Here is a 22,463-nt window from a genome sequence, read left to right on the forward strand (position 1 = left end):
AATATTTTTGAATACTTTAAACCGCGTCCCCCGCTAGGGCTTTGGATGCACCAAACGCCGAGCTCAATCGGAAGTCAGCATATCGCTCTGGACGCGGTTTAAATAGGTCATGAGATCCTTGTGCCCGACATGCGCGTGGCAGGTCACACACCGAAAGTTAGAGCCGGCCTGAAAGTAGGCCGCATGCGCGAGGGCCGTGGTCGGGTCCTCCGCCGGGGCATCCTCAAGGGCTGCATGACACATGATGCAGCCGGAGTCGTAGACGTATTCGGCGCGACGCTCGAGGAGACCGATCCAATCCGGCTCACGAAACACCGATCGCAGCTCAGCCCACCCGTCCCGAATGCCGGTCGTGACCTTGGCCGCAAGATACTGCCCGGGACTCTCATGGGGCAAATGACAGTCGACGCAGGCGGCCTTCAGGCCACGCGGATTGCGCCCGCCATGGACATCCTGGTCGTAAGCCAAGGCGAAGGGTTCCATGGAATGACAGGTTGTACAAAAATCACGGCCGGAGGTCGCCTGGACCGCGCCTTCGACCAGAATCCAGCCCCCGGTCATCAGAATGCCGACGGACAGCAGGCCGAGCACACCCAGAGTGGTCAGGAGCCATTTCCGCTTGGTTGTCATGGGAGGATCATTCCCTCTTCTGGCGATAGAAGCCGACCTCGGCGATACAGACATCGGCATGAAACACACGACCGATACCCAGGATCCCGAGCTTGGTCAGGCGCCGTGTATCGAGCCGCTGGACCAGCCGATGCGGCTCGAACGATTCGAAGGGCAGATGCACCTCGCGCCACTCGGGTCCGGCGACGAAGGACGCGCGATAGGACTGCCAAGGCAGAAGGGTTGCCGTGGATTTCAGATGGAGGTTGTAGACCTCGCGGTTGCCGTGCACCAGGAGCCGAACCCCGTCGAACGTGCTCGCATCCAACCCGGTCTCGGGACCACCCGGCGGGGTCAGATCCAACATCGCCTGAACGAAACCGCCGTTGTTCGCCAGACTGACCTCGCCGGCGAGACAAAGCGCCTGCCGCCCATCCACGACACGCCGCTTGATGGCCCCCTCCGAGCGCCCGCCCATGACCTGATCGGTCACGGCTCGCCACGGCGTACCCAGTGCCGAGAGACCGTCCGCACGGGAGAAATCGTCGATCAGCCCCCCGTCCGCGAGGGATGGATTGAGGATAGCGAGCATGAGCAGCAACCCCGCGATGATGGAACCGAGAGAGCAACCTTTGTACATTTAAACCGCGTCCGGAGCGAAATGCTAAAGTTTCAGGTGAGCTCGACGTTATGGCCTGTCCACGGCCCTTAGCGGGGACGCGGTTTAAATTTGAATATTTTTAATATCTTAAACCGCGCGGCTCCAGCGGTCGTCAAGTCTGCCGGGGCCGATCCCATCCAAAGACATCGCATACCGCGCCGGGCGCGGTTTAACCATGACATCACGCAACCGGATGACCCCATGATGGCCCGACCGAGCACTCTCCATCTCGTCCTCCCGGCCGCTGCTGCGGCGCTTTGGCTCGCCATGACGCTCGCGATCGGGGATGCGCCAGCGAGCGAGGCCCAATACCTTCCGATCTCGGCGAAGGCCGAGGTGGGCTCGGCGACCATCCTGCTGGAGGTCGCACGCACGCCGCAGGAGCGCGCACTCGGCCTCATGTTCAGACCGGCCCTTGCGGACGATCGCGGAATGCTGTTCCCCGCCGACCCCTCGCGCCCGATCCGGATGTGGATGAAGAACGTCCCGGTCGCGCTCGACTTGGTTTTCATGTACGAAGGTCAGGTCGTGGCATTGGCCGAGCAGGTGCCGCCCTGCCTCAAGGCGTCCTGTCCGAGCTACGGCCCCTTCAAGCGAGCGGTCGATCAGGTGCTCGAGCTGCGCGCGGGGCGTGCCGCCGAGTTGAGACTGAAAGTGGGCGACCCGATCCACATCACACACACGGACTCATGATCCCGGACGCAGCATGTGATCATCGGTGGAATTTCCGTCGGGCGCCGCTTTTTCGTGACCTGTTAAACCGCGCAGGCTCAAGCGGCTGTCAAGTCTACGCGCGCCGATCCCATCCCAAAACATCGCATACCGCGCTGAGCGCGGTTTAGGCAGGTTCGTGCAGATCGAGCCGCCGCTCGATCCGCCCAAGGCGCCCCTCGATTTGATCCATGCGTTGGTGCGCAATGGCGTTGTCGCCGTGCAAACCGGCGACTTGGGATTCGAGCGACGACAAGCGAAGCTTGATGGTGCTCGTATCTTCGGCCATCTGATCGATTCGTGCGCGAATGTGCCGCAGGTGCTCCAGAATAAGGTTCTCGACATGATCGGTCATCGGGTTCCTCCGATCCGGTTTTGATGAATCATTTCGATAACGACGGTATCGTCGGCGACCCGCAATGTCTTTGCCAGATCCCGGGTTCTCACCGACTCCGCACCCAATGACTCGCAAGTTAGAAGCTTGCGCCGGCAGCCCGCCGTAGATACGGCTAGAGCCTTGCCACGCACCCTAAAGCAGTCTGGTTAAGACACCGAGAAAGGCGGCATTCTCCTCGGCCCGACCGACCGTCACACGCAGACAGTCCTTCAGCATCGGATGCGCGCCGTTGAGGTTCTTGATCAAGATACCCTGATCCTTCAGCCCTTTGAAGATGATGTCGGCACGATCCTCGGCGACACGCATCAGGATAAAATTGGCCTCGCTCGGATAGGCGTGGACGCCGTTCAGGGTCGAGAGCGTGGTCTGGAGACGCTGGCGCTCGGCTCGAATCATCCGTGCCTGCTCGTCGAGAAGCGGTTTGTGCTTCAGTGCGAAGGCCGCGGATGCCTGGGTCAAGACGTTGATGTTGTAGGGCAGGCGCACCTTGTCGATCTGTTCGAGCCAGGCATGCGGTCCGACCAGATAACCCAGCCGGATCCCCGCCAGCCCCATCTTCGAGACCGTGCGCATCACCAGGAGGTTCTGCCAGTCGCCGAGGAGCCCCAGGAAACTGCAATCGGTAAAGGGCGCATAGGCCTCGTCGACGATGACCAGGCCGGGCGCCGCCTCGATGATGCGCACCATGTCGTCGGCATCGAAACGATTGCCGGTCGGGTTGTTCGGGTAGGCCAGGTAGACCAATGCCGGCTGCTCGCGCTCGATCGCGTCGAGCATGACCGGCAGATCGATCGAGAAGTCGTCCGGGCGCAAGGGCACGCCGACATAGTCCATACCGGCGAAGCGGGCGATCATGCGGTACATGACGAAGCCCGGATCGAGCGACAGGACCTTGCGTCCGGGCTGCGCGACGGCGATGGCGAGCATCTGGATCAGCTCGTCGGACCCGTTGCCCAAGAGCAAACCCATATCGGACGGGATGGCCATCGCCTCGCGCACAGCCGCCTGGACCGCCGCGCCTTGCGGGTCCGGGTAGCGGTTCAGAGCAACCTCGCGCAGGCTCTCGAGCCACTCGGCCTTCAGTGCATCGGGCCAGCCGTAGGGGTTTTCCATGGCATCGAGCTTCACCAGTCCCGCCGGGTCCGGGACATGGTAAGCCGATAGGGCACGGATATCGGGGCGAATGAGCTGGCTGATCAGGTCATGCATGGGCGTCTCGCGAAGGTGCTAGTGCAGCGCGGCAGATGTGTCGAGACCGTTCGTGGTCGTTGTCGTGGTCGTTGTCGTAATCGGCCATCGATACGACTCCGATTACGATTACGACAACGACCACGACAACGACCACGAAAATGCTCTCGGACGGTCTCGGAATCTCTGCATTGCTCCACTAGGATAGACCAGGCTCGACCGGCGACTGCGTCTCGCCGCGATACTCGGCCGAGCGTGCATGTGCGGTGAGCCCCTCTCCCCGAGCCAAAATGGAAGCGGTCTTGGCCAACTGTGCCGCACCGGCGGCCGAGGCCATGATGAGGCTGGATCGCTTCTGGAAGTCGTAGACACCCAGCGGGGATGAAAAGCGCGCCGTGCGCGAGGTCGGCAAGACATGGTTCGGCCCGGCGCAATAGTCGCCGACGGCCTCGGCGGTGTAGCGTCCCATGAAGATGGCGCCGGCGTGGCGGATGCGGCCCACGATGGCTTGCGGGTCCTCGACCGACAGCTCCAGATGTTCGGGCGCGATCCGATTGGCGACGGCGATGGCATCCTCGAGGTCGCGCGCCTGGATCATGGCACCGCGCCCGCGCAGAGCGGTCGCGATGATGGTCTCGCGCTCCATGGTCGGCAACAGCCGCTCGACACTCGCGGCGACCTGATCCAGGAACGCGGCATCCCAGCTCACCAGGATGGATTGGGCGTCCTCGTCGTGCTCGGCCTGCGAGAAAAGGTCCATCGCGATCCAGTCCGGATCCGTCCCGCCGTCGCAGACGACCAGGATCTCGGAGGGACCGGCGACCATGTCGATGCCGACCTGCCCGAAGACCGCGCGTTTGGCCGTGGCCACATAGATGTTGCCGGGCCCGACGATCTTGTCGACACCGGGGATGGTCTCGGTCCCGAAGGCGAGCGCGGCGACCGCCTGCGCCCCGCCGACGGCGAAGGCGCGGTCTGTCCCGGCGATATGGGCTGCGGCCAGGACCAGCTCGTTGAGTTCCCCGTCGGGCGTGGGCACCACCATGATCAGCTCGCCGACCCCGGCGACCTTGGCCGGGATGGCGTTCATGAGGACCGAAGAGGGATAGGCCGCCTTGCCGCCCGGCACATAGAGCCCGACACGATCCAGGGGCGTGACCTGCTGACCCAGCAGGGTCCCGTCGGCCTCGGTGTAGCTCCAGCTCTCGATCCTTTGATGCTCGGCATAGGCGCGGATCCGCGCGGCAGCCGTCTGCAGGGCCTCGCGTTGGGCCGCCGGGATGCGTCCCCAAGCCTCCTCCAGGCGTGCCCGCGGGATCTCCAGGTCGGCAGCGGATGCCGGCGTCCAGCGGTCGAAGCGCGTCGTGTAGTCGAGCAGTGCGGCATCCCCGCGCGTGCGCAGATCGCGGATGATGTCGGCGACCGTCTGCCGAACGCGATCGTCCGAGACCGAATCCCAGGCGAGCAGGCCGTCCAAGTCGGCGTGGAAGTCGGGGTCCGTCGTCGAGAGACGTCTCATGGTGCTCATGGATGCTCAGCTCCCCGGTCCACTTGACCGGTCCGATTGGTTTTCGGCCGACCGGGTTGGTGTCGATCGGCCGGCGACGGCCTCGCGCAGCGCGTCCAGCAAGGACGTGACCGCGGCATGCTTCATCTTCCAGGAGGCCTTGTTGACCACCAGGCGCGAGCTGATGTCGGCGATATGCTCAAGCGGGACCAGCCCGTTGGCCTTCAGGGTGTTGCCGCTCTCCACCAGATCGACGATGCGGTCGGATAGATGGACCAGGGGCGCCAACTCCATCGAGCCGTAGAGCTTGATGATCTCGACCTGCTCGCCCTTGGAGGCGTAATAGCGCTCGGCGCTTTTGACATATTTGGTCGCGATCCGAAGCCGCCGTGTCGTGGGTGCCGCCACATCCGGCAGACCGGCGACCATCAGACGACAGCGCGCAATACCGAGGTCGAGCGGCTCGTAGAGACCCTCGCCACCGTGCTCAAGCAGCACATCCTTGCCGGAGACACCCAAATCCGCCGCACCGTACTGGACATAGGTCGGCACGTCGCTCGCGCGGATGATGAGAAAGCGCACGTGCGGCATGTTGGTCTCGAGGATCAACTTGCGGCTGGTCTCGGGGTCGTCGACCGGCGCGATCCCGGCATGGGCCAGGAGCGGCAAGGTCTCGTCGAAGATCCGGCCCTTGGAGAGCGCGATGGTAAGCGGCGTGTCGAGACTCATAATGTCGCTGTCCTGTTGGCTGCGCCTAGCCCCTATCGGGTCGTTCCTGCGCCCGCGGTCCGGCGAATCGCCGCGCCCAGGGCCGAGAGCTTTGCCTCGATGTTGTCATAACCGCGGTCGAGGTGATAGATGCGGTCGATCAGCGTCTCGCCCGAGGCGACAAGCCCGGCCAGCACCAGACCGGCCGAGGCGCGCAGATCGGTGGCCATCACGGGCGCGGCGGTGAGACGCTCGACACCGCGGCAGATGGCGACATTACCCTCGATCCGGATGTCGGCACCCATGCGCTGCAGCTCGAGCACATGCATGAAGCGATTCTCGAAGATGGTCTCGGTGATGGTCCCGACCCCTTCGGCGATGCTGTTCAAGGCACAGAACTGGGCCTGCATGTCGGTCGGAAATGCAGGGTGCGGGGCCGTGTGGATGTCGACGGCGCGGGGGCGTTTGCCTTGCATGTCGAGCCGGATCGAATCCGTGCCGACCTCGATCTCGGCGCCGGCCTCGCGCAGCTTCTGGAGAACGGCATCCAAGCAATTCGGACGGGTGTGGGTCACCGTCACACAGCCGCCGGTCATGGCCGCCCCGACCAGGAAGGTCCCGGTCTCGATCCGATCCGGCATCACCTCGTAGTGGGCACCGCCGAGACGCTCCACGCCTTGGACGTAGATCCGGTCGGTTCCGGCGCCCTCGATCCGCGCGCCCAAGGCGATCAGAAAATCGGCGAGATCGATCACCTCCGGCTCGCGCGCCGCGTTCTCGATCAAGGTCTCGCCCTTCGCCAAGGTGGCGGCCATCAAGAGGTTCTCGGTCCCGGTGACCGAAACCATGTCCATGACCAGACGCGCGCCCTGTAGCCGTTGCGCACGCGCTCGGATGTAGCCGCCCTCCACATGGATCTCGGCACCCATGGCGCGCAGGCCATCGATATGCAGATTGACCGGCCGCGCCCCGATCGCGCAACCACCCGGCAGGGAGACGTCGGCCTGCCCGTAGCGTGCGAGCAGCGGTCCGAGCACCAGGATCGATGCGCGCATCGTCTTCACGAGCTCGTAGGGCGCGGCGAAGCTGGTCAGCTCGCGGGGTTGCACCTCGACCCGGCACCCGTCCTCGAGCGACAAGCACGCACCCATGCGTCCGAGCAGCTCCAACGTGGTTTTGATGTCGCGTAGGCTCGGGATGTTGCCGAGCGTGACGGGCGCATCGGCCAGGAGGGTGGCGGCGAGGATCGGCAAGGCGGCGTTCTTCGCGCCGGACGCGCGAACTTGACCCTGCAACGGGGCACCGCCTGTGATGAGAAGTTTATCCATTAGGACCTTAGTAACGTGTCGTAAATCAGTTGAGCGCCGAATCTAATCGTTGTCGTTGTCGTTGTCGTTGTCGTTGTCGTAATCGTATTCGACAACGACAACGACAACGACAACGACAACGACAACCGTGGAAAGGTATTTTCTCGTCGAGTTGTTTTAATTATTTTTGAACCGTTTCTTAGGAGGTGGAGGCCCGGAAACGGTTGGGTCGATGTGGTCGACGGCAGGACCGCGCAGCACGCGTCGACGTCGGGGTAGAGACACCCCGTCGCGTCGGCACTTCAGCGACCGATGGCGGATTCCATGGGCAAGAGTGCGGCGAGGTTCGACACTGCGGCGATCCGCACCAGCGAATCCGGCAGGTTCCGATAGGTCACCCGGGCGCCGCGCGCGCGGGCGACGTCCAGCCATTCCAACAAGAGTGCGAGGCCGGCGCTGTTTGCGGACTCCACACCGGCGAGGTCGATATCGACCAAGGCATCCCGTTTGAACAAGGCGATCCCGCCCACGGCAACACGGTTGACCGTCGAGAAGTCCAGCACGCCGTCCAGAGAATAACGCCCCTCGCCGAGGGGCGTCAGTCGGGCCTCCTTCATTGGCGCGTCCGGATGTTCATCTCGCCGAGCTTCGCGATCAGACCGTCGATGCCTCCTTGGCGGATCTCGTTGGAGAAACTCGTACGGTAGTTCCCGACCAGGCTGGCGTTGTTGATGACGACGTCGTAGACCTTCCAGCCCCCGGCGTTGTTGTGCATCCGATAATCGACCGGGATCGGCGCTGAACCGGGCGAGATAATCTCGGTAGAGACGGTCACGGTGGACGCCTGGCGACCCGGCTTGACCGGCAGATACCGGATCTCTTGGCCCGAATAGCTTAGGATCGAGCGCGCATAGGTCCGGACCAGGACCTGCTTGAAACCGTTGACCAGGGCGCGTTGCTGCGCGGGCGTCGCGTCGCGCCAGGATTGGCCGACCGCGCCTTGCGTGATGCGCTCGAAGTCGAAATGCGGGGCGACGCCGCTCTCGATCATCCCGAAGATCAGCGAAGGATCGCGATCGACCTCCGAGCGACGCGCTTCGAGCGTCTTGAGCATGTTCTCCGTGGTGCGCTTAACCAGTGCCGTCGCGTCTTCGGCATAGGAGAAGGACGCACTCGTCCAGAGCACACCGAGCAGAGCGAAGAGAATGAAGAAGGAACGTCGCATTGGCATTAGTCGCCTCCGGCTTTACTGAATAGGAATTGTCCGATCATCTGCTCCAGGATCAGGGCCGACTGAGTGTAGGCGATCTCGTCGCCGTCGCGCAGATACTCCAGGCTCCCGCCCGGCTCGAGGGCGACGTACTGCTCCCCGAGCAGACCGGCGGTGAAGATATTCGCGAAGGTATCGTCCGGAATGGTATCCGTGGCCGCATCGATGCGCATGGTCACCACCGCCTCGTAAGTGTCCTTGTCGAAGGTCACCGCCTCGACACGCCCGACCCGCACGCCGGCCATGCTCACGGGCGATCTCGCCTTGAGGCTGCCGACGTTGGAGAACCGCGCGGTCAAGCGATAGCCTTCGCTGTTGACCGCCGCGCTCAGGTTGCTGACCTGCATCGCCAGAAAGAACAGAGCCACGAAGCCCACCGCCATGAAGAGACCGACCAGGATCTCGATGCCGCGTTGTTTACCCATTGCCATCATTCCCCGAACATCAAGGCCGTCAAGACGAAATCGAGTCCCAGCACCGCCAGCGCGGCATGAACCACGGAGCGCGTCGTCGCACGGCTCACGCCCTCCGATGTCGGGACCGAGTCATGCCCCTGAAACAGCGCGATCCAGGTCACCACGACACCGAAAACAACGCTTTTGATCACGCCGTTGACGATATCCTCGTGGAAGTCGACCTTTGACTGCATCTGACTCCAGAAGGATCCCGAATCCACGCCGAGCAGACCGACACCGACGAAATAGCCGCCGAGCACGCCGACCGCGCTGAACATGGCCGCGAGCAGCGGCATCGCAAGCACGCCGCCGAAAAAGCGCGGGGTCAGGATACGGCGCACCGGATCGACCGCCATCATCTCCAGACCCGAAAGCTGCTCGGTTGCCTTCATCAGGCCGATCTCGGCGGTCAGGGCGGAGCCCGCACGCCCGGCCACCAGAAGGGCCGTGACCACAGGGCCGAGCTCGCGCACCAGCGAGGCCGCGACCATGACGCCGAGGCTCTCCGCCGCCCCGAACTGGGCGAGCACGTAATAGCCCTGCAGACCCAGCACCATGCCGACAAACAACCCCGACACCCCGATGATCAGCATCGAGAGCACGCCGATGTTGAAGAGCTGCGCGATCAGCAGACCCGGACGTCGCAGGATCTCGCCGATGCCCAACACCATGCCGGCGAGCAGCAGATGTGCACGACCGAGTCGCTCCAGCGCGCCGAGCCCGCTGCGTCCCAGCCGCGCCAAGCCGTCCAGAATCATCCGGCAACACCCCGCGACAACAGATCGTCCGCCAAGGGGGGCGCCGGGTAGTGGAAATGCACGGGGCCGTCCGGCAGGCCGTCCATGAACTGACGCACCCAGGCCGAGCGGTCCGCGGCGATCTCCTGCGGCGTTCCCTGCGCGATGACCTCTCCGTGAGAGATCACGTACAGGTGATCGGCGATACTGGCCGTCTCGTCCACGTCGTGGGACACCAGGATGCTCGTCAGGCCGGCGGCGTCGTTGAGCTGTCGGATCAGGGTCACCAGCATGCCTTTGGAGATGGGATCCTGACCCGTGAAGGGCTCGTCGTAGAGGATCATGTCGGGATCCAGCGCAATTGCACGGGCCAGGGCCACGCGACGCGCCATCCCACCCGAGAGCTCGCTCGGCATCAGATTACGCGCACCACGCAGACCGACCGCCTCGAGCTTCAGCAGCACGAGCTTGCGCAGCATCGATGGGCCCAGATCCGTATGCTCGCGCAGCGGATAGGCGACGTTGTCGAAGACATTCAGATCGGTCAGAAGTGCGCCGCTTTGAAACAGCATCCCCATGCGCCGACGCAGCCGAAACAACGCCGATTTTCCCAGCGTGTGAACGGGCTCGCCGTCGACCTCGATACTCCCGGCATCCGGGCGCAGCTGCCCGGTGATCAGCTTGAGCAAGGTCGTCTTGCCCGTGCCGCTTGGCCCCATGACGGCGGTCACTGCGCCGCGCCGGATGTCCATGTCGACCCGGTGGAGCACGACCTGCGAGCCGCGGCGAAAGGAAAGTCCGCGGATCTTCACCAGGACCTCGCCGCCGGCGCGCGAGCGTTTCTCCGGCGAGGAGCCGGCGCTTGGAGCATCGGGTGTAGCCGCGGGCTCGGAGGAGCCGATCGCGGAGGCTGCGGCGAGGGGTGTCGCTCGGGGGCGTCGACTTCCCATAGATCGTATCGCTGTCGGCGCGGGTGGAAAACACGGCATTCTGGCCGGCTCGCGCTGGGGCGTCAACCGCCGGAGCCTCAATCGCCGGAGCGCCAACGCCCAGACCGTCAACACCCGGCCCGTCAACACCCGGCCCGTCAACTCAGGCCGAGCAACTCCACGAGTGACTGCCAGCGGCGCACGTCCTCGAATCGTGCTCTGCCCATCAGCGCGAGCGCGGGTCGTCCTCGGGCGGCCGCCGCAAGCCCCTCCAGCCAGCCACGCGCAGCGCGCAGATCGGTGCCGAGCTCTGCGGGCACCGCACATGCCAGGGCCGATGCGTGCGACCCCGCTGCCGCCGACACCGATTCGAGCAGCACGTATGCGGACCCGGCAAGGTCGTCTGCGTGGCTCTGATCCGGGCACAGGATCCAGCCGCCGAAATGCTCGCCGAGACGCGCCTGAACCCCGGCAGACTCCGCGACCGCCGCTGCGCCGGGATCATGACGGAGATAAAATGCGAAGGATGCCGGCACATCGCGACCCCATCGCGCGATACGCCCCGCATCCACCTGCCCCCAGGCATCGGCGTCGAGCGCAACGGCGTCGAGCGCGTTGGCAAAATAGGTTAGCCGCCAATCCTCGGGGAGGTCGTCCGGATAGAAGTCGGCGTCGCCGGGCGAGGGATCCCATCCGGTTCTAACGGGGAGAATGCGACTCATGGTCTCAAGGTTGCTCCGATAGGATCGTCTTTCGCGGTGGAGATGCCTTCCGCGCGACGCAGGACCGCTCATTGGTGTATTTTGCATCGCGCGGCCTTGTTCGTATGAACCGGCCACATTGCCGACCACAACAATCGGATGGACAAGCGCCGTAGGGTGGACAAGCGCAGCGCAGTCCACCGACGCCGGTGCAAGGCTTGGTGGACTGCGCTGCGCTTGTCCACCCTACCTGACGGTCCAATCAAGAAGGTCCATCGCCCCGCTGCCGATGGGGACGCGACGCGATGGAGGATCTCGGAGCAGCATGACAGATCGACGCAGACTCGGCAGCCCGCCGGTTGAGCTCGCGCTCGGCGAATCAGCCAAGATCAAGGCACTCGGACGCGCCGTCGTCGAGACCGAGGCCGCGTCGGTCACCGCGCTGGCAGAGCGGATCGACGACAACTTCGTGTCCGCATGCCGCTATATGCTGGCCTGCGAGGGCCGCATCGTCGTGCTCGGGATGGGCAAGTCGGGCCACATCGGCGGGAAGATCGCGGCGACCCTAGCGAGCACCGGCAGCCCCGCCTTCTTTGTGCATCCGGGCGAGGCCAGCCATGGCGACCTCGGCATGATCACGCCCCGCGACGTCGTTTTGGCCCTGTCCAACTCGGGCGAAACCGCGGAACTCCTGATGCTGCTGCCCTTGCTCAAGCGGCTCGGCGTGCCGCTGATCAGCATGACAGGCAAGCCCAAGTCGACCTTGGCCCGCGAGGGCGACGTCCATCTCGACGTGAGTGTCGCAAGCGAGGCCTGTCCGCTCGGCCTCGCCCCGACCTCGAGCACGACGGCAACCCTGGTGATGGGCGATGCGCTGGCCATCGCCCTGCTCGAGAGCCGCGGCTTCACCGCCGAGGACTTCGCTCGCTCCCATCCGGCCGGCAGCCTCGGACGCCGTCTGTTGCTGCACGTCGGCGAGGTCATGCATCGCGACGAGCAATTGCCGTCGGTCCCTCTGGGCACGACCCTGCGCGCCACACTTGAAGAGATGTCCCGCAAAGGCTTGGGCATGAGCGCCGTGGTCGACGACGAGGGACGCCTTGCCGGGATCTTCACCGACGGCGACCTGCGACGCGCCCTCGACCGCGGGATCGATGTCCATCGCACCGCCATCGACACCGTACTGACCCGCAACTGCATCACGATCAAGGCCGACGCCCTCGCCGCAGAGGCCCTGCGTCTCATGGAGTCGAAATCCATCAACGCGCTGCTGGTCATCGACGACACCGGCCGACCCGTCGGCGCATTGAACATGCACGATCTGCTGCGCGCCGGGGTCATGTGAGGGAGCCGTCCAGCCGTCCAGCCGTCCAGCCGCCAGCCGCCAGCCGCCAGCCGCCAGCCGCCAGCCGCCAGCCAAAAGCTGACACCCGGAAGCTGAAAGCTGAAAGCTGAAAGCTGAAAGCTGAAAGCTGAAAGCTGGAGGCCGGAAGCTGGAGGCAGGAGGCAGGAGGCAGGAGGCAGGAAGCAGGAAGCTAGAAACCCGAGGCTCCCCGCCCCACCGAATCGACACCCAAGAGGACTGACCCCATGCACGACATCCTCGAACGCGCCGCCCGGATCCGCCTGGTCATCTTCGACGTCGACGGGGTGCTGACCGACGGCAGTCTCTATCTCGGCGACGACGGCCAGGAATACAAGGCGTTCAACTCGCGTGACGGACACGGCATGGTGATGCTCCGGGAGAGCGGGGTTCAGATTGGAATCATCACGGGCCGGACCTCGCAGGTGGTCAGTATCCGCATGAAGAGTCTCGGAGTGGAGCACCTCTTCCAAGGCTGCCGCGACAAGCTCCCGGCCTACGAGGCGCTCAAGCGGGAGCTGTCCATCGACGACGAGGCCATCGCCTATGTCGGAGACGACCTCGTGGATCTGCCCGTCATGCGCCGGGTCGGACTCGCCGTTGCGGTCGCCGACGCGCACCATCTGGTGCGCGGCCATGCCCATCTGTGCACCCAAGCCCGCGGCGGTCGCGGGGCTGCGCGCGAGGTCTGCGAGCTGATCATGGAGGCGCAGGGCACTTGGGCGCGGATCCTCGCCGACACACCATGAGCGGACGTCTTCGGGTCAGCGACCTGCCGATCTGGTCCGCACGTCAGTGGATGCTCGCTGTCTTCTTCGTCGGCTCCGGGCTCTTGGGATGGTGGCAGCTGCGCCCCGAACCCGAGCCGGCCGCACCCGCGGTCGAGCGTGCGCGGCTCCCGGATTATGTCGTGGCACGCTTCAGCGCCGTGGAGACCGACGACACGGGCAAACCGAGCCGACGCTTGGTCGCCGAGGAGCTGCGCCAATATATCGAGGAGGATCTCTCTGAGCTGGATCGCCCGCGCATGACACTCTATCAGCGTGAAGGCGAGACCGAAGCCGAGCCCTGGCGCGCACGCGCGGACAGCGGGCTGGTCCTCCCCGGCGGCGACGAGGTCCGTCTCGAGGGCGCCGTGGAGCTCGAGCGCAAGGGCGACGCGAGTCGGCCCGCCACCCGCATGGAGACCGAGCTGATGCGCATCTGGCATAAACGGGCCTTCGCCGAGACCGATCGCGCGGTCCAAGTCACCAGTGCGTCGGATCGGCTGAACGCGACCGGGATGCGCCTCTGGTACGAGGAGCCCGTACGTGCCCAGTTCGACGGACGCGCGCATATCTTTATCGCACCCGAGCAGACCGAGACGCCATGAGCGAGAGAGGAATCGACAACCGGCGGTGCCGGGGCACTGCCCCGGCCGCGACCCTGGCCTTCGTCATGGCCCTCGCGTGCGCCCCGGCAGTGGCGCTCGAGGACGATGCAAGCCAACCCATCTTGATCGAAGCAGACGATGTCGAGGTCCTGGAGGCGGAGAACACCAGCATCTATGTCGGCAATGTCCAGGTCGACCAAGGGAGCATGCGACTCCTCGGCGATCATGTGACCGTTTATCATCGCGACGACCGCCGCCCGCGCTTTATCATTGCGCTCGGCGCGCCGGCCAGCTTCAAACAGCTCCTCGACAACGACGAGGGCGAGGTCCTGGCCTTCGCCAAACGGATGGAATACGACGCCGACAAGGACGAGCTCACCCTCATCGAGGACGCCTTGCTGATTCAGGGGGCCGACCGCGTCGCGAGCGAGCGCATCGTCTACGATCGCGCCCGTGCCCATTTCCGCGCGGGAGGCGGCGGACGGGTCAAGATCACCATCACGCCGGAGGGAGAATGAGGCTAAACCGCGTCCGAGGCGACCGATGACATCCGATCGGAAACCACCCTTGAACGATCCAAAGAGACTCGGCGGAGACGCGGTTTAGGATGAAGGATTCTATTGCGGATTCCGACTTAGGCTCGGGCTCGGGCTCGACGACACTGCGCGCGGAGCATCTGAAGAAGAGCTATCGCGGTCGTCAGGTGTTGCGCGACGTGAGCGTCGGCGTGGACGCCGGCGAGGTCGTGGGCCTGCTCGGACCCAACGGCGCGGGCAAGACCACCTGCTTTTATCTGATCGTCGGACTCATTCCGGCGGACGAGGGCCGCATTGCGCTGAGCGGGCAGGACATCACCCTGAAACCCATGCATGCGCGCGCGCGCGCCGGACTGAGCTATCTGGCACAAGAGCCCTCGGTGTTTCGCAAGCTCAGCGCGCGCGACAACATCCTTGCTATCCTGGAGGCGCGCGGCGACCTGTCTCGGGCCGATCGCAATCTGCGCTGCGAGCGCCTGCTCGAAGAGCTCGGGATCGCCCATGTCAGCGGCTCGCTCGCGCTCAGCCTCTCTGGCGGGGAGCGACGGCGCCTCGAGATCGCGCGTGCGCTCGCGGTGGACCCCCTGGTGATGCTGCTCGACGAGCCCTTCGCGGGCGTCGACCCCATCGCCGTCGGGGACATCAAGGCCATCGTGTCGCATTTGCGCGATCGCGGGATCGGCGTGCTGATCACGGATCACAACGTCCGCGAGACGCTCGATATCTGCGACCGGGGCTACATCATCAGCTCCGGGTGCGTCATCGCGGCCGGCACCCCCGCGCAGCTCCTGGCCGATCAGCAGGTCCGCGATGTCTACCTCGGCGCGGATTTTTCCATGTAGGTGCGAACCGGGAGGTACCTCGAGATGCGAATCGGTTGGCTGCTCTTTCCGAGATGTTGGGTGTAAGATGAGATCCTGCCCCGGCTGATGACGCCTTCACCGGACTGAAACGGCTAGAATCGACCAGCATTGGCCATGGCGGTCACCTGATCGAACACCTCGAAAAGCGCATCCGCGATTCATGAAGCAATCCATCCAGCTTCGGCTCGGCCAACACCTGACCATGACGCCTCAGTTGCAGCAGGCGATCCGTCTGTTGCAGCTCTCCACGCTTGAGCTCCAGAAGGAGATTCAGGAGGCGCTGGACACCAACCTCATGTTGGAGGAAGGCGACGACGCGGATCGCTTCAACGTCGCCGAGACGCAGCAGTCAGGCACGATTCAGAGCGAGGACATCGAAACACCTCGGGTCACCGTCGAGCAGTCGATCGACCGCGAGATCCACGCCGAATCCAACGAGATGCCCGAAGAGCTGCCGGTCGACACACTCTGGACCGACGTCTTCGACTCCCACCTGCCGAGCACCTCGCACGGCTCGGACGACGGCTCGGACTACGATCCCTTTGCCCAGCAAAGCCGCCCTCAGACCCTGCTCGACCACCTCGCCTGGCAGCTCAATCTGTGCAGACTGAGCGAGCGCGACAACATGATCGCCCAAGCGGTCATCGATTCGATCGACGCCGACGGCTATCTGCGCATCGATGTCGAGGAGCTGCTCCTGACCATCGATCACCCCGAAATCAGTGCCGAGGAGGTGGAGGCTGTCGTTCACCGCGTTCAGTCCTTCGACCCGCCGGGGGTGGGTGCCCGCAACCTCCCGGAATGTCTGCTGATACAACTCAGTCAGCTGCCCCCCCAAACACCTTGGCGGAGCACCGCGACGGCGATCTGCCGCGACGGGTTCGAGTATCTGGCCAAGCGCGATGTCGCCTCGCTGGTCCGTCAGCTGAAGGAATCCGAGGACACGGTCGCAGGTGCGCTGGCGTTGATCCGACGGCTCAATCCGCGCCCCGGAAGCCTGATTGCCGGCACGCCGGCCCAGTATGTCGTCCCGGATATCTTCGTGCGCAAACGCGAGGGCCGATGGTCGGTCGAACTCAATCCCGACTCGATGCCTAAACTCAGAGTGAACGCCGACTACGCGCGCCTGATCCGACGCGCCGATCAGAGCGCGGACGGCGTCACCTTGAAGAGCCATTTGCAGGAGGCACGCTGGTTCATCAAGAGCCTGGCCAGCCGCAACGACACGGTGCTGCGCGTCGGCGCGAAGATCGTCGAGATGCAGCAGGAATTCTTCGAGCACGGGGACGAGGCGATGAAACCGATGGTTCTGCGCGATGTCGCCGAGGCATTGGAGCTTCACGAGTCGACCGTATCCCGAGTGACCACGCAGAAATACATGCACACGCCGCGGGGAACCTTTGAGTTCAAGTATTTCTTTTCCTCGCACGTCAACACCGCTTCCGGCGGCGAATGCTCGTCGACCGCCATTCGTGCCCTGATCCGCAAGCTGATCGCCGGCGAGTCCGCGCGAAAGCCCATGAGCGACAGTAAGATCGCCCAAGAGCTCGGCGATCAGGGGATCAATGTCGCGCGGCGAACCGTCGCCAAGTACCGCGAGGCCATGGGGGTTCCACCCTCGAACGAGCGCAAGCGCCTGGATTGACAGGCCGTTTGAACCATAAGGAGTCACAAGATGCAGATCAACCTGACGGGTCATCACATCGACGTCACCGATGCGCTGAAAGGCTACGTCGACACGAAGTTCGAGCGCCTTGCGCGGCACTTCGACCACGTCATCAACGCTCACGTCATCCTGAGCGTCGAGAAGCTTGCCCAAAAAGCGGAGGCCACACTGCACATCAACGGCAGCAAGGTCTTTGCCGACTCGGTCCACGAGGACATGTATGCCGCAATCGACGGGCTGATCGACAAGCTCGATCGTCAGGTCCTGCGCCACAAGGAGAAGAAGAGCGATCATCGCGCAGCGAGCCCGAAGGTCAGCGAGATCGAGGAGTCGGATCAGACCTGACGCACCGGCGTTGTCAGAACGCCGCTGATACCTTCGAGGGGCGCTCTTGCCCCGTCGGAGGCGTTCAACGAACGGGATCGGGCACGAGGCCGGCATGCGGGATCGCCGGCCTCTGCCAGACATCCGAGGATAATCAGCATCCATGACCACACGCCCTTGCCCGCCGTCGCTGCGCGGACATCGATCCAAGAGCCACCAGCTGCAGCGCTGCGCGCCCGCAGCGCACGGGAGCCGATACCGATGCTCAGCCCCGATCTAATCAACGAGGCCCGTATCGGTCACGGCCTCGAGATTTCCAGCAAGAAGCGTTTGCTCGAAACCCTTGCCGAGCTACTCGCCAACGACCACCCCCGTTTGAGCACGGAGAGCGTCTTCGAGCGCCTCCTCGAGCGCGAACGCCTCGGCAGCACCGGACTCGGTCACGGTGTCGCCCTGCCCCATGCCCGGATCAAGGAGGTCTCTCAGGTGATCGGGGCCTTCGTGCAAACCGCCCGCGGGGTGGATTACGATGCAGCCGACGGCGAGCCGGTCGATCTGGCGTTCGCGCTCTTGGTTCCCGAGACCGCGACCGAGGAGCACCTGCAGCTGCTCGCCTATTTGGCAAGTCGCTTCAGCGAGTCGGCAACCCGCGCACGTCTGCGCGATGCGAGCTCGCCCACGGCCATTCTGGACCTTCTCAGAGCGACCTAGCCGTCAAGCGCGGCCGCCGGCGATGATCGAAAGTCTTCAATCCCTGATCTCGCAGACCGGGCCGCGGCTCAAGCTGCGCTGGCTCACGCCCGAGCCGGCGAGCCCGCGCCCGTTGCGCGGCGAGGATCCGGGACGTTCGAGGCAGTCGCTGATCGGCTCTCTGAACTGCATTCATCCCAATCGCCTGCAGGTCATCGGACACGCGGAGCTGCTCTACCTAGCAGAACTGGGCCGGACCGCCTTCGGCGAGACCGTGGAGAGGCTCTTCTCGGATCGTCCGACCGCCGTCATCTTCTCCGACGGCATCGACCCGGAGCCCGCCTTTCGAGAGGCCGCCGAGCAGACCCTCACGCCGCTGCTCGGCTCCTCCCTCGGCGACGAGGAGCTGATCAATCACCTGCGTTATTTCCTCACCCATGCCCTCGCCGAGCGCCGCACGGTGCACGGGGTCTTCATCGAGGTCCTGGGTATGGGCGTTCTGCTGGTCGGCGATCCGGCCGTCGGCAAGAGCGAGCTGGCGCTCGATCTGATCGCGCGAGGACATCGGCTCATCGCCGACGACGCACCCCGTTTCGCACGCATTGCCCCCGAGACCTTGGAGGGCACCTGCCCCGAGGCCCTGCGCGATTTTCTCGAGGTCCGCGGCCTGGGGATTCTCAACATCCGCGCCATGTTCGGAGAAGGCGCCGTCGTGCGCAGCAAGACATTGAACCTGATCATCGATCTTCAGCCGCTCGACAAACATCAACTCGAGTCGATCGACCGGCTCAGCGGCAGCCTCTCGGTGCGCAACATCCTCGGGGTTGCCGTCCCCAAGATCACGATGCCGGTCGCACCCGGCCGCAACCTGGCGATCCTGGTGGAGGCGGCCGTGCGACACCAGATTCTGCGCATTCGCGGATACGATGCCGGCGTCGATTTCATCGACCGCCAGGCGCGTGCCATCAGCATCGATCGACCCGACCCGCCGAGATCACCGTCATGACGCAAGCACCGGCAGAGGAACAGGCACGCGAACGACTGCCGAACGTCGGCAAGCCGATGAGGCTCGTCATCCTCAGCGGCCTGTCCGGCTCGGGCAAGAGCGTCGCGCTTCACACCCTGGAAGACGTAGGGTTCTACTGCATCGACAACCTGCCGCTGTTCTTGTTAGAGAATCTCGCCCTCGGGCTGCACGAGGGGCTGGATGATGCCTTCACCATGACGGCGGTCGGGATCGACGCCCGCACCAGTCCGAGCAGCGGCCCGGACGAGCTGCGACACCTTCCCGAGCTGGTGCACTCGGCGCGCGAGCGCGGCATCGGCTGCGATGTCCTCTTCCTCGACGCCCAGACCGAAACCCTGATCAAGCGCTTCAGCGAGACCCGCCGCAAGCATCCCTTGACCCGCGGCGATCGCTCGCTGCCGGAGGCGATCGCACTCGAGCGCCGACTCCTCGAGCCGATCCGAAGCTGCGCCGACATCCGTATCGACACCACCCAAACCAACGTCCACGAGCTGCGCGATCTCGTGCGCAGCCGTTTGGTCGGCGGCGCCTCGCCGAAGGCGTCCATCCTGCTGCAGTCCTTCGGTTTCAAGCACGGGGTTCCCCACGATGTGGATTTTGTCTTCGACCTGCGCAGCCTGCCCAATCCGCATTGGCAACCCGAGCTGCGGCGCTTGACCGGACGCGATCGTCCCGTGATGGAATTCCTCGATTCCGCGGACGCCTTTTGCCGAATGCGCGCCGACATCCAGGGATTCTTCGATCGCTGGATCCCCAGCTTCGAGACGGACGGGCGCAGCTATCTGACGATCGCGATCGGCTGCACGGGCGGGCAGCACCGCTCGGTCTTTATGACCGAATCCCTGCGGCATCATTTCGAGTCCAACGGCCATCAGGTGATGGTCCGGCATCGGGATCTCCCTTGAGCGTCGGCATCCTGATGATGACCCATCAGCCATGCGGCGCGGATCTGCTGCGGGTCACGACGGCGATTCTCGGCGAATGCCCGCCGGGGGTGGAGGCGATGGAGGTCGTCAACGATGTGCCCTGCGAGGTCGTGACGGCGGAAGCCGCCGAACGCTTGGAGCGGCTGGACACGGGCGAGGGCGTGCTGATCCTGACCGACCTCTACGGCTCGACACCGGCCAATGTCGCGGTATCGCTGCTCGCGATCCATGAGCAGGCGCGAGTCATTGCAGGACTGAACCTACCCATGTTGTTGCGCGCCCTGACCTATGCCTCGCTCGACCTGGATGACGTGGCCGAGAAGGCCTTGCAGGGCGGACGCGACGGCGTCTTGCTCTGCTCGCGACGAGACGACCGCGCATGATTCGCAAAGAGATCGAGATCCTCAACAAGCTGGGTCTGCATGCCCGTGCGGCCGCCAAGCTCGTGCAATGCGCCGGGCGGTTCGCCAGCCATGTCGAGATCGCGCGGCGCGGCCAAAGCGTCAACGGCAAGAGCATTATGGGCGTGATGATGCTGGCCGCGAGTCAGGGCACCCGGATCACGGTCGAGGCGGCCGGCGAGGACGAGGATGCCGCCATGGCCGCGATCGAGGCACTGATCGGCGACCGTTTCGGAGAGTCGGAATGACCACCGCCTTTCAGGGGATCGGCATCTCCACCAGTCGCTCGCTCGCGCTCGGACCCGCCTTCGTGGACGGGCGCGGCGGCCATACCGTCTCGCAATCCGCCATCGCGGCCGACCAGGTCGCCGCCGAGATCGAGCGGCTCGACGTGGCCGTCGCCGCCGCGCGTGGGGCCCTCAAAGCGGTGCGCAACCAGATCCCGCATCACACGCCGCTGAACATCGCAGAGTTCATCGACACGCACCTGCTGATGCTCGAGGACGCCGCCTTGGTCGAGGAGGTGCGTCGCATCGTTACCGAGCAGCTTTGCAATGCCGAGTGGGCGCTGCAACGGCAGCGCGACACCCTGGTGCGGATCTTCGACGAGATGGACGACCCCTATCTGCGCACCCGCCGCGACGACGTCGAGCATGTCGTCCAGCAGATTCAAGCCTTCCTGCAGGGCGCGGTCGAGCAAAACGAGCCATCCACCCGGGATCTGGAGGGCCGGGTCGTGGTGGCGCGCGACCTTGCGCCCGCGGAAGCGATCCTCCTGCGCCATCGCGGTGCGGTCGCATTCGTGACCGAATTCGGCGGGCCCATGTCCCACACCGCCATCCTGGCGCGTAGCCTCGGCGTACCCGCCGTGATGGGCATCCACAACATCACACGCTATCTGCGCCAGGGCGAGCTCATCCTGGTCGACGGCGAGACCGGCACCGTGCTGGCCGATGCCGACCCCCTGACACTGGACTTTTTCCGCGACCGCCTACGCGCCGCGGAGGCCCGTCAGTTACGTTTGCGCGGCCTGGTCGGCCGAGCTTCGGTCACACGCGACGGGGTCGAGATCGGCCTCCTTGCGAATCTCGAGCTCCCCGAGGACGTGGAGCTTGCGAAGGCCAACGGGGCCAGCGGGGTCGGACTTTATCGCACCGAGTTCCTCTACATGAATCGCCGGGATCTCCCCGACGAGGAGGAGCATCTGGCGAGCTACGCGGCGATCGTCGCCGGGCTCGGCGGGATCCCCGTGACCATCCGCACGCTGGATCTGGGCGTCGACAAACGCGTCGATACCCTGCTCGAGCCGGGTCCCGGGGTCTCGAACCCGGCGCTGGGACTGCGCGCGATCCGACTCTGCCTCAAGGAGCCCGATCTCTTCCGGCCGCAGCTGCGCGCGATCCTGCGCGCCTCCGCGATCGGCCCGATCCGGCTGATGCTGCCGCTCGTCTCCAACGTCCACGAGGTCGATACGGTTCTCGCGCTGATCCGGCAGATCAAGGGCCAACTCGACCGCGACGGTCTCGACTATGACCCGCAACTCCCGATCGGCGCCATGATCGAGGTCCCAGCGGCCGCACTTGCCGCACGCGCGCTCGCGCGGCGCCTGGATTTTCTGTCGATCGGAACCAACGACCTCATCCAGTACACGCTCGCGATCGACCGCCTCGACGACGGCGTCAACTATCTCTTCGACCCCACACACCCGGCCATCCTGCGCCTCATCCGCATGACCATCGAGGCCGCACGCGAGCTGAACCGACCGGTCAGCATGTGCGGCGAGATGGCGGGCGATCCGCGCTTCACCCGCCTGCTGCTCGGAATCGGGCTGCGCGAATTCAGCATGCAGCCGGGCGCCATCCTCGACGTTAAAGAGGTCCTGCTTCAGGCCGACACGCTCGACCTGATGCGCCGCACCGAAGCACTCTTCGCCCGTCTCGACGATACGGATCCGGGTGCGCTGATCGACGAGCTCAACGCGGCTTAAACCGCGTCCGGCGTTCTCAATCGGTGTCGGCCTGAAAACGGCACCCTCGACGACACCAAATGCCTTATCCCTGACGCGGTTTAAGGAAAGGAAAATCCAAGAGACGATGCAGAATCGAGGCGAACACC

The 22,463-nt window shown here is 64.7% G+C and carries 27 protein-coding genes; 14 read left to right on the forward strand and 13 right to left on the reverse strand.

Annotated features, from left to right (window positions below; translation table 11 throughout):
- Window positions 1-63: 63 nt before the first annotated feature.
- Window positions 64-630, reverse strand: a complete 567-nt coding sequence (locus BDD21_RS05380) for a cytochrome c3 family protein (protein WP_120796266.1) — start codon at window positions 628-630, stop codon at window positions 64-66.
- A gap of 7 nt (window positions 631-637) precedes the next feature.
- The gene (locus BDD21_RS05385; protein ID WP_245969426.1) at window positions 638-1,249 is read right to left on the reverse strand and encodes a CIA30 family protein; all 612 of its coding nucleotides are present in this window, start codon (window positions 1,247-1,249) and stop codon (window positions 638-640) included.
- Between the two features lie 222 nt (window positions 1,250-1,471).
- Here BDD21_RS05385 and BDD21_RS05390 point away from each other — a divergent pair, with 222 nt between their 5' ends.
- On the forward strand, window positions 1,472-1,963 hold the full coding sequence (locus BDD21_RS05390) for a DUF192 domain-containing protein (RefSeq protein ID WP_120796267.1): 492 nt from the start codon (window positions 1,472-1,474) through the stop codon (window positions 1,961-1,963).
- Between the two features lie 145 nt (window positions 1,964-2,108).
- On the opposite strand, the gene BDD21_RS05395 is transcribed toward BDD21_RS05390, so the two are convergent.
- The 11 genes from BDD21_RS05395 to BDD21_RS05445 form a co-directional block, all read right to left on the reverse strand.
- A complete protein-coding gene (locus BDD21_RS05395; RefSeq protein ID WP_120796268.1) occupies window positions 2,109-2,336 on the reverse strand; it encodes a hypothetical protein in 228 nt (75 codons plus the stop codon).
- Window positions 2,337-2,510: 174 nt separating this feature from the next.
- A complete protein-coding gene (gene hisC / locus BDD21_RS05400; protein ID WP_120796269.1) occupies window positions 2,511-3,587 on the reverse strand; it encodes a histidinol-phosphate transaminase in 1,077 nt (358 codons plus the stop codon).
- A 178-nt stretch (window positions 3,588-3,765) separates the two neighbouring features.
- A complete protein-coding gene (hisD, locus tag BDD21_RS05405; protein ID WP_120796270.1) occupies window positions 3,766-5,094 on the reverse strand; it encodes a histidinol dehydrogenase in 1,329 nt (442 codons plus the stop codon).
- A 6-nt stretch (window positions 5,095-5,100) separates the two neighbouring features.
- The gene (gene hisG, locus BDD21_RS05410; protein ID WP_120796271.1) at window positions 5,101-5,802 is read right to left on the reverse strand and encodes an ATP phosphoribosyltransferase; all 702 of its coding nucleotides are present in this window, start codon (window positions 5,800-5,802) and stop codon (window positions 5,101-5,103) included.
- Between the two features lie 32 nt (window positions 5,803-5,834).
- Window positions 5,835-7,109 carry a UDP-N-acetylglucosamine 1-carboxyvinyltransferase gene (gene murA, locus BDD21_RS05415; RefSeq protein ID WP_120796272.1) on the reverse strand — a complete coding sequence of 425 codons (1,275 nt, stop codon included), beginning with the start codon at window positions 7,107-7,109 and terminating at the stop codon, window positions 5,835-5,837.
- Between the two features lie 281 nt (window positions 7,110-7,390).
- On the reverse strand, window positions 7,391-7,705 hold the full coding sequence (locus BDD21_RS05420; RefSeq protein ID WP_120796273.1) for an STAS domain-containing protein: 315 nt from the start codon (window positions 7,703-7,705) through the stop codon (window positions 7,391-7,393).
- Entirely contained in the window at window positions 7,702-8,319 is a 618-nt protein-coding gene (locus BDD21_RS05425) for an MlaC/ttg2D family ABC transporter substrate-binding protein (protein ID WP_120796274.1), read from the reverse strand. Before BDD21_RS05425 ends, BDD21_RS05420 begins: the two co-directional genes overlap by 4 nt.
- The gene (gene mlaD, locus BDD21_RS05430) at window positions 8,319-8,783 is read right to left on the reverse strand and encodes an outer membrane lipid asymmetry maintenance protein MlaD (RefSeq protein ID WP_120799764.1); all 465 of its coding nucleotides are present in this window, start codon (window positions 8,781-8,783) and stop codon (window positions 8,319-8,321) included. Before mlaD ends, BDD21_RS05425 begins: the two co-directional genes overlap by 1 nt.
- Window positions 8,784-8,788: 5 nt before the next feature.
- Complete coding sequence (gene mlaE / locus BDD21_RS05435; RefSeq protein ID WP_120796275.1) at window positions 8,789-9,571, reverse strand: lipid asymmetry maintenance ABC transporter permease subunit MlaE; 783 nt, start codon at window positions 9,569-9,571, stop codon at window positions 8,789-8,791.
- Window positions 9,568-10,500: an ABC transporter ATP-binding protein gene (locus BDD21_RS05440; protein ID WP_120796276.1), complete on the reverse strand. Its 933-nt coding sequence runs from the start codon at window positions 10,498-10,500 to the stop codon at window positions 9,568-9,570. Before BDD21_RS05440 ends, mlaE begins: the two co-directional genes overlap by 4 nt.
- 137 nt (window positions 10,501-10,637) lie before the next feature.
- Window positions 10,638-11,201, reverse strand: coding sequence for a hypothetical protein (locus BDD21_RS05445; RefSeq protein WP_120796277.1), 564 nt, complete (start codon window positions 11,199-11,201; stop codon window positions 10,638-10,640).
- A 304-nt stretch (window positions 11,202-11,505) separates the two neighbouring features.
- Here BDD21_RS05445 and BDD21_RS05450 point away from each other — a divergent pair, with 304 nt between their 5' ends.
- From BDD21_RS05450 to ptsP, 13 genes are all read left to right on the forward strand, one after another.
- Window positions 11,506-12,525, forward strand: a complete 1,020-nt coding sequence (locus BDD21_RS05450; protein WP_120796278.1) for a KpsF/GutQ family sugar-phosphate isomerase — start codon at window positions 11,506-11,508, stop codon at window positions 12,523-12,525.
- A 245-nt stretch (window positions 12,526-12,770) separates the two neighbouring features.
- A complete protein-coding gene (gene kdsC / locus BDD21_RS05460; protein ID WP_120796280.1) occupies window positions 12,771-13,292 on the forward strand; it encodes a 3-deoxy-manno-octulosonate-8-phosphatase KdsC in 522 nt (173 codons plus the stop codon).
- The gene (gene lptC, locus BDD21_RS05465) at window positions 13,289-13,915 is read left to right on the forward strand and encodes an LPS export ABC transporter periplasmic protein LptC (protein ID WP_120796281.1); all 627 of its coding nucleotides are present in this window, start codon (window positions 13,289-13,291) and stop codon (window positions 13,913-13,915) included. The genes kdsC and lptC overlap by 4 nt, the downstream gene beginning before the upstream one ends.
- Complete coding sequence (gene lptA / locus BDD21_RS05470) at window positions 13,912-14,433, forward strand: lipopolysaccharide transport periplasmic protein LptA (RefSeq protein WP_120796282.1); 522 nt, start codon at window positions 13,912-13,914, stop codon at window positions 14,431-14,433. The genes lptC and lptA overlap by 4 nt, the downstream gene beginning before the upstream one ends.
- Window positions 14,434-14,522: 89 nt before the next feature.
- Complete coding sequence (lptB, locus tag BDD21_RS05475) at window positions 14,523-15,293, forward strand: LPS export ABC transporter ATP-binding protein (RefSeq protein WP_120796283.1); 771 nt, start codon at window positions 14,523-14,525, stop codon at window positions 15,291-15,293.
- A 181-nt stretch (window positions 15,294-15,474) separates the two neighbouring features.
- Window positions 15,475-16,959 carry an RNA polymerase factor sigma-54 gene (locus BDD21_RS05480; RefSeq protein ID WP_120796284.1) on the forward strand — a complete coding sequence of 495 codons (1,485 nt, stop codon included), beginning with the start codon at window positions 15,475-15,477 and terminating at the stop codon, window positions 16,957-16,959.
- 30 nt (window positions 16,960-16,989) lie between these two features.
- Entirely contained in the window at window positions 16,990-17,325 is a 336-nt protein-coding gene (gene hpf, locus BDD21_RS05485) for a ribosome hibernation-promoting factor, HPF/YfiA family (protein WP_120796285.1), read from the forward strand.
- A 240-nt stretch (window positions 17,326-17,565) separates the two neighbouring features.
- Window positions 17,566-18,015: a PTS sugar transporter subunit IIA gene (locus BDD21_RS05490; RefSeq protein ID WP_120796286.1), complete on the forward strand. Its 450-nt coding sequence runs from the start codon at window positions 17,566-17,568 to the stop codon at window positions 18,013-18,015.
- A 22-nt stretch (window positions 18,016-18,037) separates the two neighbouring features.
- A complete protein-coding gene (gene hprK, locus BDD21_RS05495) occupies window positions 18,038-19,000 on the forward strand; it encodes an HPr(Ser) kinase/phosphatase (protein ID WP_120796287.1) in 963 nt (320 codons plus the stop codon).
- 56 nt (window positions 19,001-19,056) lie between these two features.
- Window positions 19,057-19,926 (forward strand): RNase adapter RapZ, encoded by an 870-nt coding sequence (rapZ, locus tag BDD21_RS05500; protein WP_120799765.1) that lies wholly within the window; start codon window positions 19,057-19,059, stop codon window positions 19,924-19,926.
- Window positions 19,923-20,330, forward strand: a complete 408-nt coding sequence (locus tag BDD21_RS05505) for a PTS sugar transporter subunit IIA (protein WP_120796288.1) — start codon at window positions 19,923-19,925, stop codon at window positions 20,328-20,330. The genes rapZ and BDD21_RS05505 overlap by 4 nt, the downstream gene beginning before the upstream one ends.
- On the forward strand, window positions 20,327-20,596 hold the full coding sequence (locus BDD21_RS05510; RefSeq protein WP_120796289.1) for an HPr family phosphocarrier protein: 270 nt from the start codon (window positions 20,327-20,329) through the stop codon (window positions 20,594-20,596). Before BDD21_RS05505 ends, BDD21_RS05510 begins: the two co-directional genes overlap by 4 nt.
- The gene (ptsP, locus tag BDD21_RS05515) at window positions 20,593-22,335 is read left to right on the forward strand and encodes a phosphoenolpyruvate--protein phosphotransferase (RefSeq protein WP_120796290.1); all 1,743 of its coding nucleotides are present in this window, start codon (window positions 20,593-20,595) and stop codon (window positions 22,333-22,335) included. The genes BDD21_RS05510 and ptsP overlap by 4 nt, the downstream gene beginning before the upstream one ends.
- The last annotated feature ends 128 nt before the right edge of the window (window positions 22,336-22,463 follow it).

The organism is Thiocapsa rosea, assembly GCF_003634315.1.
GTDB lineage: Bacteria > Pseudomonadota > Gammaproteobacteria > Chromatiales > Chromatiaceae > Thiocapsa > Thiocapsa rosea.

Excerpts from the sequence above, each read along its gene's own strand:
- BDD21_RS05380 (WP_120796266.1), bottom strand. The coding sequence starts at position 630 with ATGACAACCAAGCGGAAATGGCTCCTGACCACTCTGGGTGTGCTCGGC.
- BDD21_RS05385 (WP_245969426.1), bottom strand. The coding sequence starts at position 1,249 with ATGTACAAAGGTTGCTCTCTCGGTTCCATCATCGCGGGGTTGCTGCTC.
- BDD21_RS05390 (WP_120796267.1), top strand. The coding sequence starts at position 1,472 with ATGATGGCCCGACCGAGCACTCTCCATCTCGTCCTCCCGGCCGCTGCT.
- BDD21_RS05395 (WP_120796268.1), bottom strand. The coding sequence starts at position 2,336 with ATGACCGATCATGTCGAGAACCTTATTCTGGAGCACCTGCGGCACATT.
- hisC (WP_120796269.1), bottom strand. The coding sequence starts at position 3,587 with ATGCATGACCTGATCAGCCAGCTCATTCGCCCCGATATCCGTGCCCTA.
- hisD (WP_120796270.1), bottom strand. The coding sequence starts at position 5,094 with ATGAGCACCATGAGACGTCTCTCGACGACGGACCCCGACTTCCACGCC.
- hisG (WP_120796271.1), bottom strand. The coding sequence starts at position 5,802 with ATGAGTCTCGACACGCCGCTTACCATCGCGCTCTCCAAGGGCCGGATC.
- murA (WP_120796272.1), bottom strand. The coding sequence starts at position 7,109 with ATGGATAAACTTCTCATCACAGGCGGTGCCCCGTTGCAGGGTCAAGTT.
- BDD21_RS05420 (WP_120796273.1), bottom strand. The coding sequence starts at position 7,705 with ATGAAGGAGGCCCGACTGACGCCCCTCGGCGAGGGGCGTTATTCTCTG.
- BDD21_RS05425 (WP_120796274.1), bottom strand. The coding sequence starts at position 8,319 with ATGCCAATGCGACGTTCCTTCTTCATTCTCTTCGCTCTGCTCGGTGTG.
- mlaD (WP_120799764.1), bottom strand. The coding sequence starts at position 8,783 with ATGGGTAAACAACGCGGCATCGAGATCCTGGTCGGTCTCTTCATGGCG.
- mlaE (WP_120796275.1), bottom strand. The coding sequence starts at position 9,571 with ATGATTCTGGACGGCTTGGCGCGGCTGGGACGCAGCGGGCTCGGCGCG.
- BDD21_RS05440 (WP_120796276.1), bottom strand. The coding sequence starts at position 10,500 with ATGGGAAGTCGACGCCCCCGAGCGACACCCCTCGCCGCAGCCTCCGCG.
- BDD21_RS05445 (WP_120796277.1), bottom strand. The coding sequence starts at position 11,201 with ATGAGTCGCATTCTCCCCGTTAGAACCGGATGGGATCCCTCGCCCGGC.
- BDD21_RS05450 (WP_120796278.1), top strand. The coding sequence starts at position 11,506 with ATGACAGATCGACGCAGACTCGGCAGCCCGCCGGTTGAGCTCGCGCTC.
- kdsC (WP_120796280.1), top strand. The coding sequence starts at position 12,771 with ATGCACGACATCCTCGAACGCGCCGCCCGGATCCGCCTGGTCATCTTC.
- lptC (WP_120796281.1), top strand. The coding sequence starts at position 13,289 with ATGAGCGGACGTCTTCGGGTCAGCGACCTGCCGATCTGGTCCGCACGT.
- lptA (WP_120796282.1), top strand. The coding sequence starts at position 13,912 with ATGAGCGAGAGAGGAATCGACAACCGGCGGTGCCGGGGCACTGCCCCG.
- lptB (WP_120796283.1), top strand. The coding sequence starts at position 14,523 with ATGAAGGATTCTATTGCGGATTCCGACTTAGGCTCGGGCTCGGGCTCG.
- BDD21_RS05480 (WP_120796284.1), top strand. The coding sequence starts at position 15,475 with ATGAAGCAATCCATCCAGCTTCGGCTCGGCCAACACCTGACCATGACG.
- hpf (WP_120796285.1), top strand. The coding sequence starts at position 16,990 with ATGCAGATCAACCTGACGGGTCATCACATCGACGTCACCGATGCGCTG.
- BDD21_RS05490 (WP_120796286.1), top strand. The coding sequence starts at position 17,566 with ATGCTCAGCCCCGATCTAATCAACGAGGCCCGTATCGGTCACGGCCTC.
- hprK (WP_120796287.1), top strand. The coding sequence starts at position 18,038 with ATGATCGAAAGTCTTCAATCCCTGATCTCGCAGACCGGGCCGCGGCTC.
- rapZ (WP_120799765.1), top strand. The coding sequence starts at position 19,057 with ATGAGGCTCGTCATCCTCAGCGGCCTGTCCGGCTCGGGCAAGAGCGTC.
- BDD21_RS05510 (WP_120796289.1), top strand. The coding sequence starts at position 20,327 with ATGATTCGCAAAGAGATCGAGATCCTCAACAAGCTGGGTCTGCATGCC.
- ptsP (WP_120796290.1), top strand. The coding sequence starts at position 20,593 with ATGACCACCGCCTTTCAGGGGATCGGCATCTCCACCAGTCGCTCGCTC.